11 protein-coding genes are annotated in these 19,192 nt (G+C 44.5%); 2 read left to right on the top strand and 9 right to left on the bottom strand.

What is annotated here, in order from left to right:
* The first annotated feature begins 132 nt into the window (after positions 1-132).
* A complete protein-coding gene (locus ACLHG7_RS11300) occupies positions 133-1,224 on the top strand; it encodes a YheT family hydrolase (protein WP_410211123.1) in 1,092 nt (363 codons plus the stop codon).
* Positions 1,225-1,249: 25 nt separating this feature from the next.
* On the opposite strand, the gene ACLHG7_RS11305 is transcribed toward ACLHG7_RS11300, so the two are convergent.
* From ACLHG7_RS11305 to ACLHG7_RS11345, 9 genes are all read right to left on the bottom strand, one after another.
* On the bottom strand, positions 1,250-2,005 hold the full coding sequence (locus tag ACLHG7_RS11305) for a tetratricopeptide repeat protein (RefSeq protein ID WP_410211124.1): 756 nt from the start codon (positions 2,003-2,005) through the stop codon (positions 1,250-1,252).
* A 165-nt stretch (positions 2,006-2,170) separates the two neighbouring features.
* On the bottom strand, positions 2,171-3,946 hold the full coding sequence (locus ACLHG7_RS11310) for an alpha/beta hydrolase family protein (RefSeq protein WP_410211125.1): 1,776 nt from the start codon (positions 3,944-3,946) through the stop codon (positions 2,171-2,173).
* Between the two features lie 387 nt (positions 3,947-4,333).
* Positions 4,334-5,971 carry an alpha/beta hydrolase family protein gene (locus ACLHG7_RS11315; RefSeq protein ID WP_410211126.1) on the bottom strand — a complete coding sequence of 546 codons (1,638 nt, stop codon included), beginning with the start codon at positions 5,969-5,971 and terminating at the stop codon, positions 4,334-4,336.
* A gap of 118 nt (positions 5,972-6,089) precedes the next feature.
* Positions 6,090-6,809 carry a Sir2 family NAD+-dependent deacetylase gene (cobB, locus tag ACLHG7_RS11320; protein ID WP_410211127.1) on the bottom strand — a complete coding sequence of 240 codons (720 nt, stop codon included), beginning with the start codon at positions 6,807-6,809 and terminating at the stop codon, positions 6,090-6,092.
* A gap of 8 nt (positions 6,810-6,817) precedes the next feature.
* On the bottom strand, positions 6,818-7,537 hold the full coding sequence (locus ACLHG7_RS11325) for a pseudouridine synthase (RefSeq protein ID WP_410211128.1): 720 nt from the start codon (positions 7,535-7,537) through the stop codon (positions 6,818-6,820).
* Between the two features lie 123 nt (positions 7,538-7,660).
* Positions 7,661-9,427 carry a DUF885 domain-containing protein gene (locus ACLHG7_RS11330; protein WP_410211248.1) on the bottom strand — a complete coding sequence of 589 codons (1,767 nt, stop codon included), beginning with the start codon at positions 9,425-9,427 and terminating at the stop codon, positions 7,661-7,663.
* Between the two features lie 166 nt (positions 9,428-9,593).
* Positions 9,594-11,048 carry an amidase gene (locus tag ACLHG7_RS11335; protein WP_410211129.1) on the bottom strand — a complete coding sequence of 485 codons (1,455 nt, stop codon included), beginning with the start codon at positions 11,046-11,048 and terminating at the stop codon, positions 9,594-9,596.
* A gap of 149 nt (positions 11,049-11,197) precedes the next feature.
* Complete coding sequence (gene acnB, locus ACLHG7_RS11340; protein ID WP_410211130.1) at positions 11,198-13,822, bottom strand: bifunctional aconitate hydratase 2/2-methylisocitrate dehydratase; 2,625 nt, start codon at positions 13,820-13,822, stop codon at positions 11,198-11,200.
* A 346-nt stretch (positions 13,823-14,168) separates the two neighbouring features.
* Entirely contained in the window at positions 14,169-14,912 is a 744-nt protein-coding gene (locus ACLHG7_RS11345; protein ID WP_410211131.1) for a 4'-phosphopantetheinyl transferase, read from the bottom strand.
* A gap of 140 nt (positions 14,913-15,052) precedes the next feature.
* Here ACLHG7_RS11345 and ACLHG7_RS11350 point away from each other — a divergent pair, with 140 nt between their 5' ends.
* Positions 15,053-19,123: a Pls/PosA family non-ribosomal peptide synthetase gene (locus ACLHG7_RS11350; protein ID WP_410211132.1), complete on the top strand. Its 4,071-nt coding sequence runs from the start codon at positions 15,053-15,055 to the stop codon at positions 19,121-19,123.
* The last annotated feature ends 69 nt before the right edge of the window (positions 19,124-19,192 follow it).

The raw sequence follows: 19,192 nt of genomic DNA on the forward strand, positions 1-19,192 counted from the left end.
TTATATTTATGCAACCAATTGCATATTTATCTTCATTCAAAGATATCATAAACCGCCTGATTTATTGTTAATCCCAATCCAATCACAACTCTATATGCCCATGCGCTCAAGACCTAATGAGGGGTTCTTTTAATGTTTAAAATTGCAGCTACGGTAACGACAATGCTTGGTTTAAATTACTGGTTTCGCGCTGCGAAAAAGCCTAAATTATTTTCGGGAAAGGATGCAAATAATCAATATATTATTCAAAATATTGAACAGTTGAACGAAAAGTACTATCCAACCCCTTGGATGTACAACACGCATTTACAACTCATTGCATTAGGTTTAACGAAAAAATTTTCACCTGCTTTGCAATATGACGAAGTGGAAACTTTAACTATGGCAGATGGCGGTCATACTGCTTTGGCATGGTTAGGGCATGATCGTGCACCAGCTATACCAACAATCGTTGTTTTGCATACGATTACAGGTAGTCCACAAAGTATGCGAGGTCTCATGAAAGATCTATCGCAGATGACTGGATGGCGAGTGGTCATGTGCGTCCGTCGTGGTCATGCAGATCTAAAGCTTGGAGTACCAAAGATCAATACAATGGGCTCAACAGACGATCTCCGTGAGCAATTAAAACTGATTCAACAACGTTTCCCTCAGTCGCCACTTTATGGCGTAGGCATTTCCGCAGGATCAGGTTTGCTCGTACGGTATTTGGGAGAGGAAGCTGAACAATCGGTATTTCGTGCTGGGTTTGCTTATTGTCCTGGCTACAATATGGATGAGGCCTTTCAGTATACACAACCCTTCTATAGCCGCTTAATGACCAAGAAACTGATCAAGCAGTTTATTACGCCAAATCGACATCAGTTTGAGCACTTAAATTCTCTCAACCAGCTTGAGCAATCAAAGAATTTAGATGATTTTCATAAGCATATCTATGAAGTCGCAGGTCATAGTAGTCAAGAGGAGTATTTCAGTTCATCGAATCCTTTCCATGTTTTTGGTCAGGTGAGAACACCACTGATGATCTTAAATGCCGAAGATGATCCTATTTGTAAAAAAGAAAATGTGGATGCGTATATCCGTTCAAACAATTTAATCCCCAGTTCAATTCTGGTGACAACCGAACGAGGTAGCCACTGCGCCTACTACGAAGGCTGGCAAGCCAAATCTTGGGCCAATCGTTTAATTGCAAATTACTTTTTGACAGTAGATAGCAAGAAATGACGTTAAGTGTATTCAACTAATAGGATCAGTTCTCAACACCATGCCCAGCAAGAATTTCAGCTGCGATTTTAACGAAAGGTGCTTTTCCTGATTTAAGTAAGGTTTGAGCCATTTTTTGTTTGAAACCTAGAGTTGCAGTACTTGCACATTGTCGCAGCCAAGCCGCCGCTTCTATATCTTTGCCCTGTTCTGCAAGCCTTGAGGCGTGGTTGAATTGCCCACGAAAATCGCCTGCCTCTGCGGATCGCCGATACCAATCAGCAGCCAATGCTAAATCTTGTTTGGCCTCCCACCCTTCCTCAATAAAACGACCAATGATATTCATCGATTTAGCATGACCTTGCGAGGCAGCCTTGTTATAAAGCTCGAATGCTAATTTTCTATTTTGAGGGATAGCCTGACCACGTGCGAGGAGATTGGCATAATTATACATGCCCCAATCTAAGCCTAACTCTGCTGCCCGCTCATACCATTCTGCTGCACTACTTGGGTCCCCCACTACTCCCCACCCATTTTCTAAGCATCGACCCACCATATTAATGGCCATGGCATGGTTTACTAAACTTGCAGTTTTGAACCAATACAAAGCCTGAACTTGATCAATATCGACACCTTGACCATCCAATAATAATTGAGCATATAGCGCTTGTGCTTCGGGATAGCCTTGTTCCGCCGCAGCTAAAAGCCCCCGTGCCACTTGTTCAGGCGTTCCAGTTAGTTGGCTAATGATTTCTTGTTCAGTTTGTGCTGGACTATTGAGACCTGAAACTTCGGTAGACATATTAAGATCGTCTTTTTGAGTAAAATAATTGTGGAGCAGTATCTTAATGCAATTCATAAATGTCAATGAGAATCATTTAATTTATTCAATTTTCTAAAGAAAAGCGGTATAAAGCACTTGCTTTATACCGCTTTTTTTAAACTGCTTTAGATGTAATGCATCAACTTAGTATTGCTGGAAGAATGCACGTGCAGCAGAGGTACAGAAAGGCGGAACCAAGCTGCCATGATAACTGCTTGCAATTGCTGCGGTCGCTGCGCTTGTCGCTGCGGCGGTCACAACTGCGGTACCTGCAGCTTTCGCCGCCGCCGCCGCATCGGCTTGAGTACCTCCAGCAGTCAGTACCTTAACATAAGCGGCTTGCCCAGCAGCATTTGCAGCGGCAACAACTTTTGGATCAACCTTCGCGGCTTCAATTGCTGCATCTTTGGTAGCACCTAGAATAGTGCCAAACCCAGTCTGTGCCTGTTGCGCTACAGCCTTCATGCTCGTGGTCACAGATGGGCTTAGTCCAGCGCTACTAAATCCGACCGGTGCTTTTGATGTGGTATCAACATCAAGCAATGCAAAAGCAACAGGAGCGCCAGCACCAGCGATATTACCTAGGATCCCTGCCATAAGTTGTGCGTTAGGTGCAAAAAATACTGTCGGATCTTGATTACCGCCACACATCAGCACGGGCATGGATGGAACATAGCCGCGGAGATCATTGAGGGCAAAAGCTTTCCGCAGCGGATGCTGTGGCGCTGTCGCTGGTAATGGGCTTGCGGTGAGTGTAGGCACAGCGCCATCTGGATTTGCAGCAGCGTCTTTTAAGTAAGCAGCACGATAACTCGTATTGATTAAATAACTGCTTGGATCAAATCCAAAACTAAATTGGCTGGTCGACAGATCTGCTCCCGTTATAGGGTCAACTTGACCGCCGCTGGAACCTGCCACACTTTGGAATAATGCCAGTTGTGGTAACTTACCCGTTGTAAACAAATCGTCCTGTGAGAGTGTGGTTGGTAACAGGGTATCGATATTGGCAGCATAAGCTGATGTATAGGCATCTGAGGTTATATTGTAAATATTGCTATAAGCCTTCTGATAACTTGTAGTGAGTAATGGTGCGAACACGGTGCCGCCAATAGGGGTATTTCCGTAAAAAATTGCATCGCCATAAGCTTCTAATGAGTATGGTCCAGACATTGGCGCACCCGCAGTCACGGGGATATGAGCCGCATCCATTGCTTTTAAAGCCGCCATTGCAACATAGCCACCTTCAGAATAACCAGTAACAAAGAGCTTACCCGAGTCAGAAGTGGTAGTTCCTGCAGCGTCTTTTGGTAAAGCTGCTCGCCCTGCTTTCAACGCATCAATCATTTCTTGAGATTGTTGTTTGTAGTTGACATAGGGATGGTACGCAAGGGTTGAGGTGTCATAGCCCGCATAGTTAGGCGCAACAACGATATAACCTTGTGCAGCAAATGTAGCAGCGACTAATGTGGACTCCCCGGCTGCTGCGTTGGTTGGATCTGTTGTCAACGAGGCCATGTTAAAGCCTTTACTTGTTGTCGTGCCATGGGCATATAAGACCACAGGGCGTTTACCCGTACAGGAGGGATCACTGCCTGTAGGCACCATAAGTGCACCTGAAGCTGTTGTCGCTTCGCCAGCGCCGCCAATCGTTGAGTACTCTATATGGCTGATACTGACATCACATTTCGGCTGACCCGCTACGCTAAGAATTGCTTGGCCACTTGCTGAAGCGCCAAGACTTGCATTGAAATTTGCAGCTGAGAGCGCTGGTTTTTGCTCCGAGCCTAATAGAGTCGTTGTTGGTGTTGTACCTCCTCCAACCACTGCACCATTGTTATTCCCATTACTACCACCGCATGCAACAAGTAGTACGCTCGTCGCGATTGTGATAGCCGCAGCCATTGTTGTTTTCTGAAACATTACAGCACTCCTTGCCAAAATTAGCTAGTCAGAAATAGCATATAATTGTCCTACAATCAAGATAATCATGGCAATCCTGTAGACTGTTTGGTACACCTTCAAACCTTGATTTTATCGACTCTAAAAAACGGGATATGGGAAATGTCCAAATCAATAAAATATCTTTTTTATAAATAAGTTTTGTCTAACAATTTCAGGCGATTCGTGTCAAAAGCGCATGAGGTGCGCGAAGGTCAAAATAGCTGTCCTTATCCAGAGTAGTTATACCGTTAGCGTACTGGAGTTACGTCAAAGCCTGCTTTGACTGATGGATGAATCTGCATGTAGAGGCGAAAAGACCAATCAACTTTCATGAAATGGGAATGGCACTATTCGCATTTATGCGCATTAATATTGCTTAAAAAACTCTCTGGCTGCGGCGGAACAATACCCCGCAACTAAAACACCATGGTAATTGGCAGTGAGCGCAGCTGGAGTCATCATACTGATGTCGTTGAGAAACTTTGTTTGCAGGTTTAACGCTGATGTCGCCATATCTTGAGCAATAGAAGGAGAAAGACCGACGCTGCTTAGTAAGCCAAGTTGACCCACACCATACTTTGTTGCAGTCGAAGACAAAAAGCTTTGCATCCCCGCACTTAATCCTGTGAGGGTGAATGTTTGTGGAATGATTGATGCTGCATCAATATCTAATTGAGCGAAGGTCACTGGAACACCCGCTGCCGATGCTGTTGCAAAGGTACTGCTCATTAACACGGTATTGGCAAAGAATACGGTTGAGTCCCTTCCTCCACCACACATCAGCACAGGCATAGTGGGCGTCATTCCGCGTAAATCATTCAACTTCAACGCCTGCCGCATTGTATTCTGCGGCGCTATCGCCGGAAAAGTATTATTACCAGACATTACGCCATCAGGATGCAATCCCATATCCGCCAGATAGGCGAGTCTATAATTAGTATTGATAAGATAGTTATTGCTGGCAAAACCATAAGCATAGGCAGGGTCGACTGGTGATAACGCATCAAGTTGTGCATTACCAGTTGAGGCACCTTGAAATAAAACGTTGGTATTAGGCGTGGTGGTTTCTACTGTCCATGAAAAATTGGGTGTGTATATGTCGGCAGGAGTCTGATAAATATTACCATAGGCTTTTTGATATCCTGTCGTGAGCAGTGGGATAAACGTTGTAGAATTATGATTCGAATATCCCATAAATACAGCGTCACCAAAGGCCTCAAGTGCGTATGGACCCGATATAGGGGCTGCAGCCGTGACAGGAATATGTGCTGTAGTCATGGCTTTTAATGCAGCCATTGCCACATAGCCACCTTCTGAAATTCCAGTGACATAGAGTTTACCTGAATCGCTTATAAGCCCCGATGAGACCTGAGGAAGTCCTGCTCGGCCGGCATTCAATGCATCAATCATTTCTTGAGATTGTTGCTTATAATTCAGATAGGGATGATAAGACAATGTTGAAGAGTCATAGCCTGCATAATTGGGTGCAATGACGGTATAGCCTTGTGCCGCAAACATTGTCGCAATAAACATTGACTCTGAAGCAGCAGGATTACTGATGTTCGTTGCATCAGCGATATTATAGCTGCGATTTGTTTGTGTGCCGTGTGCATAGATGACGATGGGCCGCTGCCCGGTGCACCCTACTCCACCCGTTGGTGTCATTAAAGCACCGGATGCTGTAGTCGACTCATTGGCAGCACCAATGGTATTGTATTTAATGTAATTAAAATCGACACCACAAACAGGATTACCCGCCACCTTTAAGATTTGTTGCCCAGAAGAAGACGCATTCAAGGTATTGGCTAATTGCGCCGCAGACATGGATGCGAGTAACTGAGGTGGGGAAGAAGAAGTACTGGCTAAATTTTGATGACTAAGTGTGGTAGCAGCAATAGAGGTAGGACTACTGTTATCGGTATTTGCAATGCTACTGTCATCGCCGCAAGCGGATAGCAGTAAGATACTGCTTAATGTTATTCCGACTCTGGATATCGCAAACATGAAAGCACCTCTTCCCTAGATGTCATTGCGACTAAAATATAACAGAATTTATTTAAATAAGTTTTTTAAATATCATTATTTTATAGAGGATGCAGAACGTTGATTTATTCGGGTGGATCTAAATAAACTCCCCTTGAGTCAAAAACTTTGTGACCCAATGAGGCACAATCTGAGTTGCTGCGCCGTAGAGATGGTGTGCAAACGCACTTTTGTTGGCTGCGGGCTCTAAGTTGATTTCAATGGTTTCTGCACCAATGTGTTTGGCCAGTCTTACAAATCCAGCAGCCGGATAAACAGAGCCACTGGTGCCGATACTGAGGAAAATATCGCATTGATTCAATGCATTTTCAATGTCATCCATATATAAAGGCATTTCACCAAACCAGACAATATGAGGTCGTAAAGTACCCGTTAAATCACAGCACAAACATCGTGTATCAGATTGGATTTGATCCTCAAAGCTAAAAACTTGCTCTGTATGCCTGCAATGAACTTTGAGCAACTCACCATGCATATGTAATAATCGTTTTGAGCCTGCACGCTCATGTAAATTATCTACATTTTGGGTAATCAATAAAAAATTATCTCCTAAGGCCTCTTCTAGTTCTGCAAGTGCTATATGTGCTGCATTGGGTTGTATTGTCGATTCAAATAACTGTTGCCGCCTCATATTATAAAAATGTTGCACCAATGACGGATTTCGCTTGAAGCCTTCTGGGCTTGCGACATCTTCGATGCGATGATCCTCCCAAAGCCCATCACTGGCCCGAAAGGCACGAATCCCTGATTCGGCAGAAATACCTGCACCCGTCAAAACAACAATACGAGGTTGCTTCATAAGTTTCCTTAGATACTATTTGAGCTCAAAATCTGTTTTGCAGCTTGCTGTTGCAATAGATCTAGATAAATCCACTGCCCTTCCTCTACGTCCGTTAATTTGAATTGTCCAATTTGTTCACGATGCAACGCAATCACATGATTCCCTACCGCGGCGATCATACGCTTCACTTGGTGATAGATCCCCTGATGTATCGTCAGACTGAGGATATGACTATCTTCTAATTCGCAATGATCAGCCAGTAATAATGATTTCTCACCCATGAGCTCAACACCTGACTGTAATTGTGCGATTTGTTCTGGTGTAATGGGATCACTGGTGGTGACACGATAGCGCTTGGGAACGTGGCGACGTGGATGTGTCAATGCATGTAGATACGCACCATCATCCGTTAATAATAATAGCCCAGTTGTGTCCTGATCCAGACGTCCGATACACTGTAAGCCTCGTTCAATAAGCTGCGGAGGAAATAGGCTAAATACACTACGGTGATGTTGCGGTGTATGCGAACATTCAAATCCTTGAGGCTTATTAATTGCGATATAAACTTTCTCTCGATATTGCCATGTTTGCCCCATGACTGAGAACTCGAAATGGTCTATTGGAAAGTTGGCTTTGGAATCAAAACAAGGTGTATTCTCGACTTTGACTTTACCGCTTTCAATCAATAAGCGGCATTGCTTTCGACTGCCAAAACCTTGGGATTGAATAATTTTTTCGAGCTGCATGGTCTCTTTCATGGTTTTTGTGAAGTAATGAGAATTTTACGCTATTTTGAAGAGCGTCTTAAAATAAAAATCCCCTGTTTATAACAAGGGATTTTTTGATTGAGCAAGATTAAAAAACATGAACTAGTGACTTGTAGTTTTCGCTTTGGCAGCGGTAATCCACGCTTTGGTTCGGGTTTCCAGTACATCCAAGGGTAATGCACCACCATCCAGAATTACGTCATGGAACGCGCGGATATCAAACGCATCTCCTAACTCTTTCTTGGCAAGAGCACGTAGTTCAAGGATTTTTAACTGTCCCATCTTATACGCCAATGCCTGACCAGGCCATGTGATATAGCGATCAGTTTCTGCCTGTAGATCAGGTTCATCTTCACTGGAGTGGGTATGGAAAAAGTCGATCATTTGCTGACGTGTCCAATGCTTGTAATGCACACCGGTATCCAGCACTAAACGATCTGCCCTTAGGAGCTCACTTGAAAGGCGTCCATAGTCTGATAAAGGATCTTTATAAAAACCAATATCTTTACCCAGTTGTTCAGAATAGAGAGCCCAGCCTTCGATGTAAGCCGTGTAACCCGCTTGCTGACGGAAAGGGGGTAATGCGGGTAAGGTTTGTGCAATGGATATCTGCATGTGATGACCCGGAATGGCTTCATGATAAGCGGTCGATTCGAACGTTGTTGAAGAGCGATTCGCAAAATCTCCAGTATTCACATAAACCTGACCGGGTCTTGAACCGTCGGGAGTCCCCTGTTGGTACTCTGCACCAGCAGCTTCTTTTTCACGGTACTCTTGTACAGGGACAACTTCGACTTTGGTTTTTGGTAGTAGGCCAAATAACTTGGGTAGCTCCGGTTGCATTCCCGCAATAAAGCCGCGATAAGCATCGAGAATTTCTTCACGAGATTTTGGATGAACTTTCGGATCTGTTTTTAAAGCTGCGCGGAAGCTGGCCAAATCTTTATAGCCTTGAGCTTTTGCAATTTCCGTCATGGCAGCTTCAATACGTTTCACTTCAGCAAGACCGAGCTCATGGATATGCTCTGGGCTCTCTTTGGTTGTCGTCATTTGCTCGACTTGATACCGATAGATCGCATCTCCGTTCGGAAGCTGCCACACACCGGGTTGGCTACGACCATGCGGTGCGTAATCTTTTGCGATAAATTTACCCAGTTTGTTATACGCAGGACGAACATCGTGATCAATAGCATCAATAATTGCCGCACTTAAACGCTTCCGATCCGCTTCCGAAATACTCTCTGGAAAGTGTTTTAAAGGGTCAGCAAATGCACTGTCTTTGCCTGCCGGTTTTGCAATACTGTCGATTTGCACAACCACTTTTTCAAGCAGGTATTTTGGTGGCATCATGCCATCCTGCAAGCCCTGTTTAGCAACTTCCACGGCTTGATCAAGCACTTTTGTAATCGCTTTTAAGCGTTTGATATAATCTTCATATTCCTTGGTTGTTGTAAAAGGAATTGAACTGACAAATCCAGGAAGCTGTAAATGAATGCCACTCATTTGATCAAATGGCATTTCATACAATTTCAAATCATATCCACGTAAGCTATCTTTCAGCTGTCTGACCATCAGCTCTTGATTAAGTTTATCCTCTGCGGAGAAACCTGTAGTATCAATGGATTCAAAGCGCTTTAGAAAGCTTTCAGTAACTTTATGCTCGCTTTTGATATGTGCCAGTGACATATCTGACCACTTGTCGTTATAGCGTAAGTCTCCAAGAGTTGTTGCGAACTCCGGTGTATTTTCTAAATTGTGCTGCCATTGCTCCGAGAGTAAAGCGTTCAAGGCTTTAACACGTAATGTCACATCTGTCTGCTGGGTTGCAATGGTTGTCTCTGTTGCTTGGGCTATGTTGATCATGCCCATGCTTAAACCTACGCTGAGGCTTACGCTCAAAATCCTGCTTTTCATAAACTTGCCTTCGATGCCTGATTAACTTTTCCAAACAGTCCGATATTACAATTATTGTGCCAAGTTAAGCATCTATATTGTGTGTTTCCAGTATCTTTAGCACATAAATGAACAGATTTATTTATGCAGCAGGAACCCGCGAGATTTTCGCCCAAGGTTGCGCTAGTTCTAACTCGTACGCCAACTCAATTAGCGTGCGTTCATCACCGTATTTACCGCAGAAATGCACACCGATAGGTAGACCTGCTTGAGACACGCCCATGGGTAATGAGATAGCTGGGGTACCAGTGATGTTTTGAATCGGTGTGAATGCTACATAATCGAGCAGTCGTTCAAGCAATTTGTCAAAAGGCACATCTGGACCGAGATAGCCTATTTGGGGCGTCGTATGTGCAAGCACAGGGGTCATGATGACGTCGAAATGATCAAAAGCCTTTTCATAATCTCGGGCACTTTGCTTCAGACGGGATATCGCTTTGGGAGTATGAAAAAAGTTCTTTTTGAAATGTTGCATTAAGCCCAGAGTTAAAGGTTCTAATTTTTGACTGTCAAAATCTTTATTAAAAGCTACGCGCCCTAACTTCGATACTAAAAATGACAGCATGGCCCAATACTGTAGAAAATCGTCGGTAAACGTCGATGCCACAGGCATGGAAATCTCAGTAACATGATGTCCTAAGCCCTCTAGAAGCTTTGCTGTACTACCTAACGTATGACGAGTCTCAGCATCAGTTTTTGAGCGAATTGAGTCGAATAAAACTCCAATGCGTAGGCGCTTGGAATGAGGGCGCTCAATTAGACCTAGAGTTGGTAGTTTCTTATTTTGATAATAGTGTTCTGCACTGGCATAAAAATATGCTGTATCCCGTACAGAACGTGTCACTACCCCTTCGCTGATAATATTAATCGGAAAAATTGCGGCTTGAGGTGGAGACATCAGTCGTCCGCGTGAGGGTTTAAGACCCACCAGACCACAACAGGCTGCAGGAATTCGAATCGAACCTCCACCATCATTGGCATGGGCAATCGGCACTACGCCTGAAGCCACAAGCGCTGCCGAACCGCCTGACGATGCGCCTGAGGAATAGGTCAAATTCCAAGGATTACGTGTTGCTGGTTGACCTACAAATTCAGTCGAGGCATTTAAACCAAATTCAGGCAAAGTACTTTTACCCAGAATATTAAACCCTTGATCGATGAATAATTGCGTTAGCGGCGCATGTTGAGTGGCTATTTTTGGCGTAAATGCGTGTGAACCTTGAGTTGTTTTCATCCCAAGTACGTCAGTATTGTCTTTGACAAAAAGGGGAATGCCAGCAAAGATCTGATTTGGATTGGTTGAATGCTGGAATATTAAATCTTGTTGTGATCTCGCCTGAATGATTGCAAGATCAAAAGCCTCTTCTTGAATGGCGTGAATATAGGGGTCCGCAGCTTTCGCGCGTTCAATCGCAGCACGTGTCAACTCAAGTGGGCTTATTTCACCTTTAAGGAGTAGTTCGGATAAAGCAACGGCATCATGATCTCCCATAACATCTGATTTCTGATCTTGTTGTGCACTAACAATATTTTTCATATCAAGACTGTCCTTATCTTTGTAAAATTTTTTACTGTGTAAATCATTTAGAAGCATCAACACTATATTAGACAATCAAGATTTTCAACAATAAAAAAAGCCCCTACTACTAAAGTAAGGGCTTTTTTCAATTCAACTCAATCGAACAATTAAGTCAACTGAGCAACATTGATCTTACCGGTTTCGATTTTGTCTGCCTGAGTGGTGTATTCAGACATTTTGTCGAAGTTCAGATATTGGTAGATGTCTGCAGACATGCTGTTGATGGTATTGGCATACGTCATATACTCTTCAACTGTTGGCAACTTGCCCATGACCGCTGCAACTGAAGCCAATTCAGCAGAAGCCAAATACACATTGGCACCTTGACCCAAACGGTTCGGGAAGTTACGGGTAGAAGTCGATACACAAGTTGTGTTCGGCGCTACACGTGCTTGGTTACCCATGCACAATGAACAACCTGGCATTTCAGTACGTGCACCAGCACGACCGTAAATGTTGTAGTAGCCTTCTTCCATCAACTGGTGTTCGTCCATACGGGTTGGCGGAGCAAGCCATAGACGTGTTGCGAGTGAACCACCCTCAACTTTATCCAACAGCTTACCAGCAGCACGGAAGTGACCGATGTTGGTCATACATGAACCAATGAATACTTCATCAATCTTAGTACCAGCAACTTGCGATAATGGTTTTGCATCATCTGGGTCATTCGGGCAGCATAGGATTGGTTCTTTGATTTCGTTCAGGTCGATTTCATAAACTGCAGCGTATTCCGCATCCGCATCTGCACGGAGTAAGCTTGGGTTAGCCAACCATTTTTCCATCGCTTCAACACGACGTGCCATGGTACGAGCATCGCCGTAACCTTGAGAAATCATCCACTTCAACATGGTGATGTTCGAGTTCAGGTATTCAGCAACCGATGCTTCTGACAATGTGATAGAACAACCAGCCGCAGAACGCTCTGCAGACGCATCTGACAATTCAAAGGCTTGTTCTACGGTCAAATCTTCCAGACCTTCGATCTCAAGAACACGACCGTTGAATACGTTCTTTTTGCCTTTTTTCTCGATGGTCAATTCGCCGCGTTGAATCGCTGCGTAAGGAATCGCATGCACAAGGTCACGTAAAGTGATACCAGGTTGCATTTTGCCTTTGAAACGAACCAATACTGATTCAGGCATGTCGAGTGGCATCACACCAGTCGCAGCAGCAAACGCGACCAAACCAGAACCTGCTGGGAAAGAAATACCGATTGGGAAACGAGTATGTGAGTCGCCACCAGTACCAACAGTATCCGGCAACAACATACGATTCAACCAGCTATGGATAATACCGTCACCTGGGCGCAATGATACACCACCACGGTTCATGATGAAGTCAGGTAGCGTGTGATGAGTCGTTACGTCTACTGGTTTTGGATATGCAGCGGTATGACAGAATGACTGCATGACGAGGTCAGCAGAGAAGCCTAAACATGCCAAGTCTTTCAGTTCATCACGGGTCATTGGACCTGTGGTGTCTTGTGAACCAACAGTGGTCATTTTTGGTTCGCAGTATGTGCCTGGACGGATACCGGTGCCTTCTGGCAAGCCACATGCACGGCCAACCATTTTCTGTGCTTGGGTGTAACCCTTACCAGTATCCGCAGGTTGTACTGGAGTGCGGAACAAGGTTGAAACTGGCAGGCCAAGCGCTTCACGTGCCTTACCTGTCAGGCCACGGCCGATGATCAGGTTGATACGACCACCCGCACGAACTTCATCCAACAATACTTGCGATTTCAGTTCAAAAGTCGACAGTACTTCATCAGTACCGTTTTTGGTGATTTTGCCCTCGTATGGGAAGATGTCAATTACATCGCCCATGTTCAGGTTGCCAACGTCTGCTTCAAATGGCAATGCACCCGCATCTTCCATGGTGTTGAAGAAAATCGGTGCGATTTTAGAGCCGATACACACACCGCCATCGCGCTTGTTTGGAATGTGTGGCAAATCATCGCCAGTAAACCAAAGCACCGAGTTAGTTGCTGATTTACGGCTTGAGCCAGTACCAACGACGTCACCTACATAAGCAACGGTATGGCCTTTTGCTTTTAATGCTTCAATTTGTTTGATTGGACCAATTTCACCTGGTTTCTCAGGAGTAATACCATCACGCGCGTTTTTCAGCATTGCATTGGCGTGAAGTGGGATATCTGGACGTGACCATGCATCTTGAGCAGGTGACAAGTCGTCAGTATTGGTTTCGCCTGTGACTTTGAATACGGTCACAGTGATTTTTTGTGCAACTTCTGGACGGCTTGTGAACCACTCAGCGTTTGCCCATGATTCAAGTACTGCTTTAGCGTGTGCATTGCCCGCTTGTGCTTTTTCCTGTACATCATGGAATGCATCAAATACCAATAAAGTTTTTTTCAATGCTTCAGCGGCACCAGCAGCAAGTTCTGGGTTATCCAGTGCAGAAACCAATGGCTCGACGTTGTAGCCACCCAGCATAGTGCCTAACAGGTACACAGCGCGCTCTTTGGTCACGAGTGGTGATGTTGCCTCACCCTTGGTGATTGCGGCTAAGAATGCAGCTTTAACATAAGCAGCTTGGTCTACGCCCGGTGGAATACGGTTTTCAAGTAGATCAACCAAGAAAGCTTCTTCGCCTGCTGGTGGATTTTTTAGGAGTTCAACAAGGCTTGCAACTTGAGCTTCATCAAGTGCTTTTGGTGGGACACCAAGTAGGGCACGTTCTGCAACGTGTTGGCGGTAGGCTTCTAGCATGGTTTTGTCCTTTAGTAATATTAAGGGAAAAATTTGATAGGCAGCGATCCTTACAGAAAACTACAACGTAAAGAGACTTTATTCAGCCCTACTCTTCGCTCAACAATTAAAGCGGTTATTGCACGAATGATTTCATCAAATCACCCCATGCAAATCGAGACGCTGCCTAGGTGTGGGAATGGTACTTGAATTTCCACTAAATGTTAATCAGATAAAGGCATAACGCCAGTGTAATGGCGCAATGATGAATATTTTTTTTGGAAATGGTGGCCAATTGAGCATTCATTATATTTTTGAATTGCAAATTTCTTTAATGCTAAGACTCCATTGAAAGTGCTATTTAATTCTAAATATTAGTCATCTTTAGTGTGCCGAAACTCACGATTTGCTCACCTAAGGACTCTGCCCCAATCTTTTCTACGTTTAGCCAAAAACGTTGCCCAGCGGGTAAATCGCCCCAATCTACCATTAACATTAAACATGCCCGCTTTAGGGTCTCATCAAATGATAAAACTTCAGCAGCTTCAAAAGGCATGAACTGATTTACTTTGAAAAATAGAAGCTTGAACAGTGTTTCTTTCAATGAGTAAATCATAGTTAGCCACTCCTCTCTTCTAATCGCCACTCTCTCTCCCAATCGAAGTTCATTAGTTGAAGTAATTAATGTAGCGATGTCGTTTGCCTGGTCGATCGAGAAAATGGTTTCGCAATCGATAGCAATGGATGTGTATTGTTTTTTTCGAGCAATAACCGCAATGGCTAATCCACTTTTTTCAAGAATATTATGCGTAATCGACCCTATAAACTCGACAGGAAAAATAGGTAAACCTTGAGCTGTGCGTCCCATGACAGATTTTAATTGTTCCTCAGTACAAGAAAACCTTTGTAATGCATGGATGGCAGTTAAGCGGCCAGAAAGAAAGCTAGCTCTACGCTGAGGAGAGGCTGTGCTGAGCCCGTCAGGCAAATTTCTGGCTAAATCACGAATAGACTCAGGGAAAAGATGCACAATTTCTGCATATTCATCGCTACGAAATACATGGCTTTCACAATGAACCCCTTCGGGTAACTTTAGTTTGACGATAGTCACTATTGATTACTCAAATTTACTTGCACGCCATCGTAGGATAGCGCTAAATACTTGTCATAGCGCTCTTTAGTTGTCGGAGCGAAGTTTTTCATCGACAATACTTTCTTTATTAAATTTATTCTATTGTAATTGGATATTTTGTGAACTCTGCATCTCAAGAAAATCAAAACAACACGGATCACTCAAGCATACGAGCCATTGTTCGTGGTGAAAACCGTCCAGACTTACTCAAATATGAAGTTCTTGCTGATTTGTTCGAAGAAACCGTCTCCCGAGTACCAGAGAAAATTGCTCTCATTTTCAATGATGAAAATCTAGGGCCACGAGCACTGACGTATACAGAGCTGAATCATCAAGCGGATCTGGTGGCTCACCATTTAATTCAAAATGGTGTGGTTGCAGGTCAAATCGTGGGTCTTTGGTTGCCACGCGGTATTGAGCTGTTAGTGGCTCAGCTTGGTATAGCTAAAGCTGGTGCGGCATGGCTTCCTTTTGATACGGAAACTCCTGTAGACCGCATTATGGTCTGCTTAGAGGATGCCAGTGCTGCGGGTTTAATCAGTGATACAAATTGGCTTCCTCGATTAGCACCTGTTGAGCAGCCGGTTTGGACAATAGAAGCCCTTCTTGCTCCGTCTAGCGATGTTTTAAGTCGCCGGCAGAATTTTTTACCGAGTCATCCTGCCTATGTCATTTACACATCGGGTTCAACAGGAAAGCCTAAAGGAATTGTGATTAACCAAGGGAGTATCTGTCATTTCTTGCGCAGCGAAAACGCAGTATTGGGCGTTCAAGAAAGCGATAAGGTTTATCAAGGCTTCTCTACAGCATTTGACATGTCTTTTGAAGAAATCTGGATTTCTTATTTGGTTGGTGCAACCTTATGGATTGCCCCTAAATCATTAACAACAGATCCCGATGCCTTACCATTGGCATTGATCGAGAACCAGATTACGGTATTACATGCTGTTCCTACCCTACTGGCGCTCTTCAGCATCGATGTCCCGAATTTGCGCATTATCAATCTTGGCGGGGAAATGTGCCCCGATTCATTGGTTGAGCGCTGGGCACTACCCCATCACCAAATCTTTAATACTTATGGCCCTACAGAAGCCACAGTTTCTGCTAGTTTAGCAAATCTTCATCGTGGACAACCTGTGACCATTGGCAAGCCATTGCCAAATTATGGTCTGCTGGTGGTAGATGACCAATTTAATTTGCTCAATATTGGTGAAACCGGCGAACTCTGTATATTCGGTATGGGCGTTGCTGATGGTTACTTAGGTCGTCCCGATCTCACTGCTGAGAAGTTTCTAAATAATCCTTGGGCCCAGACACCTGAAGAGTCTAAATTATATAAAACTGGTGACTTGGCGATTTTGGATGAAAATGGTCAGATTGCACTACTGGGCCGTGCAGATGACCAAATCAAAATTCGTGGTTTTCGCGTCGAACTTGGCGAGATAGAAGCGATACTTACCGAACAAGCAGGTATTGGTACCGCTGCAGTGCTGCTTCGGAATGAAGATGGTATGGATCAATTGATCGCGTTCATCGTCCCCGATGGATCACAAGACCATGACCTACAGGCCAAGACGGAAAGTCTGAGTGGCACCCATTTACGGGCAAAGTTACGTGAAAAACTACCGCCTTATATGGTCCCCAATCGTTTTGAGGTCATCGAACAAGTTCCGCGGTTACTCTCTGGTAAAATTGATCGCAAGGCGTTACGGGTATTGCCACTGACGACAATTGTCGATCGTGCTGCCTCAGATGAACCGACAAATCCAGCTGAAGTTGCACTTTTCGGAGTACTTAATAAGTTATTTCCGAATGCTCCAATTCAACTGAGTGCTGATTTTTTTGATGATCTTGGTGGACACTCCTTGTTGGCCGCACGTCTGGTTTCAGGCTTACGCGCTTTTCCAGAATACAGCCATATTACGATTCATGATCTTTATCAGAAACGTCGTGTTGGGGCGATTGCAGAAAAGATGGCAGAGCAATCCGCCCAACAAGATAACATTGCGGCGTGGCAGCCCGAAGAGTTGCAAGATCACACCGCACGCCGTTTCTTTTGCGGACTAGCTCAGATCATTTTGTTGCCCTTCCTCATTAGTCTTCATATTTTGCAATGGCTTGCGCCATTCTTTACCTACCACTTCCTGACAGGTAGCCCTGACGATAATATTTGGTATGCGATCAGTGTTTCGCTTGCCGTATTTTTGTTGACGCAAATTACCGGTTTTGCAGTTTCTATCTTTGGCAAACGCTTACTGCTTTTAAATATCAAGGCTGGACGCTACCCACTTTGGGGCGTTGTATATTTACGTTGGTGGCTTGCTGACCGTCTCTCCGATGTTGCACCAGTGCATTTGTTATCGGGCTCTTCTCTATATCATTGGTATTTGCGGGGTATGGGGGCAAAAGTCGGCCGAGATGTTTCCATTGGTTCTATTCATGTTCGTATGCCTTCCCTCGTTAATATTGGCGATGGCGTTAGCATTGGTTCATCGGTGAATCTAGAAAATGCTCGCGTTGAACGTGGCTGGTTGATTCTGGGGAGTATTGATCTGGCAAAAGAAAGTTATGTCGGATCTTATGCAATCTTAGAAAGTGACACGGCGATTAAAACCTATGGACGCTTAAATGGGCTATCCGCACTCTCCCATGGACAGACGATCAATGAATATGAAGTCTGGGATGGTGCACCTGCCAAGAAAGTCGAAATTTTTGATCCAGCCAGTTACCCTCCACGCCCAGCGGTATCAAATACACGATTGGTTGGAGAGTTTATATTTTTCTTAGCCAGTGTCATGGTTGTGGCCTGTCTATTCTTCATCCCTATTTTCCCAACATTTATTATTGTTGACTGGTTTGATGCGCATTGGCTAAGCCCACTACTTGCTGCTGACAATATTACGTTAACTGCGGTGCATTACTTCATCTTAGCAATTCCTGCTAGTGCCGTTATGATCATAGTTACGGCTTTACTGTCTGTCGCTATTCGATGGATTGCGTTACCGCGTTTAAAACCTGGAATCTCCTCCGTTCATAGTGAAACGTATTATCGCAAATGGTTTGCAAACCAGATTCAAGAGTCTAGCCTGCAAATTCTACGCGGGGTTTATGCCACTGTTTATGCACCAACCTGGTATCGGATGCTAGGTGCCAAAGTAGGTCGTGATGCGGAGATATCAACGGCCATGGGCGTTGTGCCTGACATGTTAACCCTCGGTGATGAAAGCTTTATTGCCGATGCGGTGATGCTTGGTGATGAAGAAATTAGTGGGGGATGGATGATTCTAAAACCCACAGTGGTTGGTAACCGCAGTTTTGTAGGTAATGGTGCGTATGTTCCTGATGGCACGACTATTCCTGATGGGGTCTTGATTGGTGTACAGTCTAAAGCGCCAGAGCATGCGATTAACGAAGGAGAAACTTGGTTTGGCTCACCACCAATACGCCTCCCTGCCCGCGAGAAGATGACAGGCTTTACAGAGGGGCTGACCTTTAAACCGACGATACTGCGCCGTTTTGCCCGGGGCTTCATCGAAGCAATGCGTATTGTGTTGCCTTTAGCGCTTACCATTGGTGTAGGTTATATGGTCGTACTCTCAGTGATCGAGACGACAGAAAATCAAGGGTGGACAGCTGGTTTCGCCATGCTAATTCTATGTGGACTACTTTATGGGATTGGCTGCTTTGTTTTTGTCGGATTGCTCAAGTGGGTTCTGATTGGGCGCTACAAACCAAAATCTGTACCCATGTGGACCCTTTTCGTTTGGCTCAGTGAGGCGGTAACTAGTCTCCATGAGTCAGTCTCAGTTCCAAACTTCCTGAACTATTTACGCGGCACGCCTCTATTGCCTTGGATGTTCCGTTTGATGGGTACAAAAATTGGCAAACAGGTCTACCTTGATACCACCGATATCACTGAATACGATTGCGTACAAATTGGTGATCATGTCGAAATGAATAGTTTCTGTGGTCCTCAGACGCATTTATTTGAAGACCGGATTATGAAGATTGGTCATGTCATAATCGGTGATCGTGTTTCGGTCAGTGCGCGAAGCATTATTCTTTATCATGCGGAAGTGGGTCATGATGCCTACCTAGGACCTTTGACCTTGGTGATGAAGGGTGAGCAAATTCCTCCATCAAGTGCATGGACTGGCTCCCCTGCTGTACCGTGGAGAAAAGCAGATTAATTCTGCTTTTTCCATATCCTGAAGAGACCCGCATGAGCAAACTCATGCGGGTCTCTTCAGGATTTAAGG

Source organism: Aquirhabdus sp. (assembly GCF_046462495.1).
Taxonomy (GTDB): domain Bacteria; phylum Pseudomonadota; class Gammaproteobacteria; order Pseudomonadales; family Moraxellaceae; genus Aquirhabdus.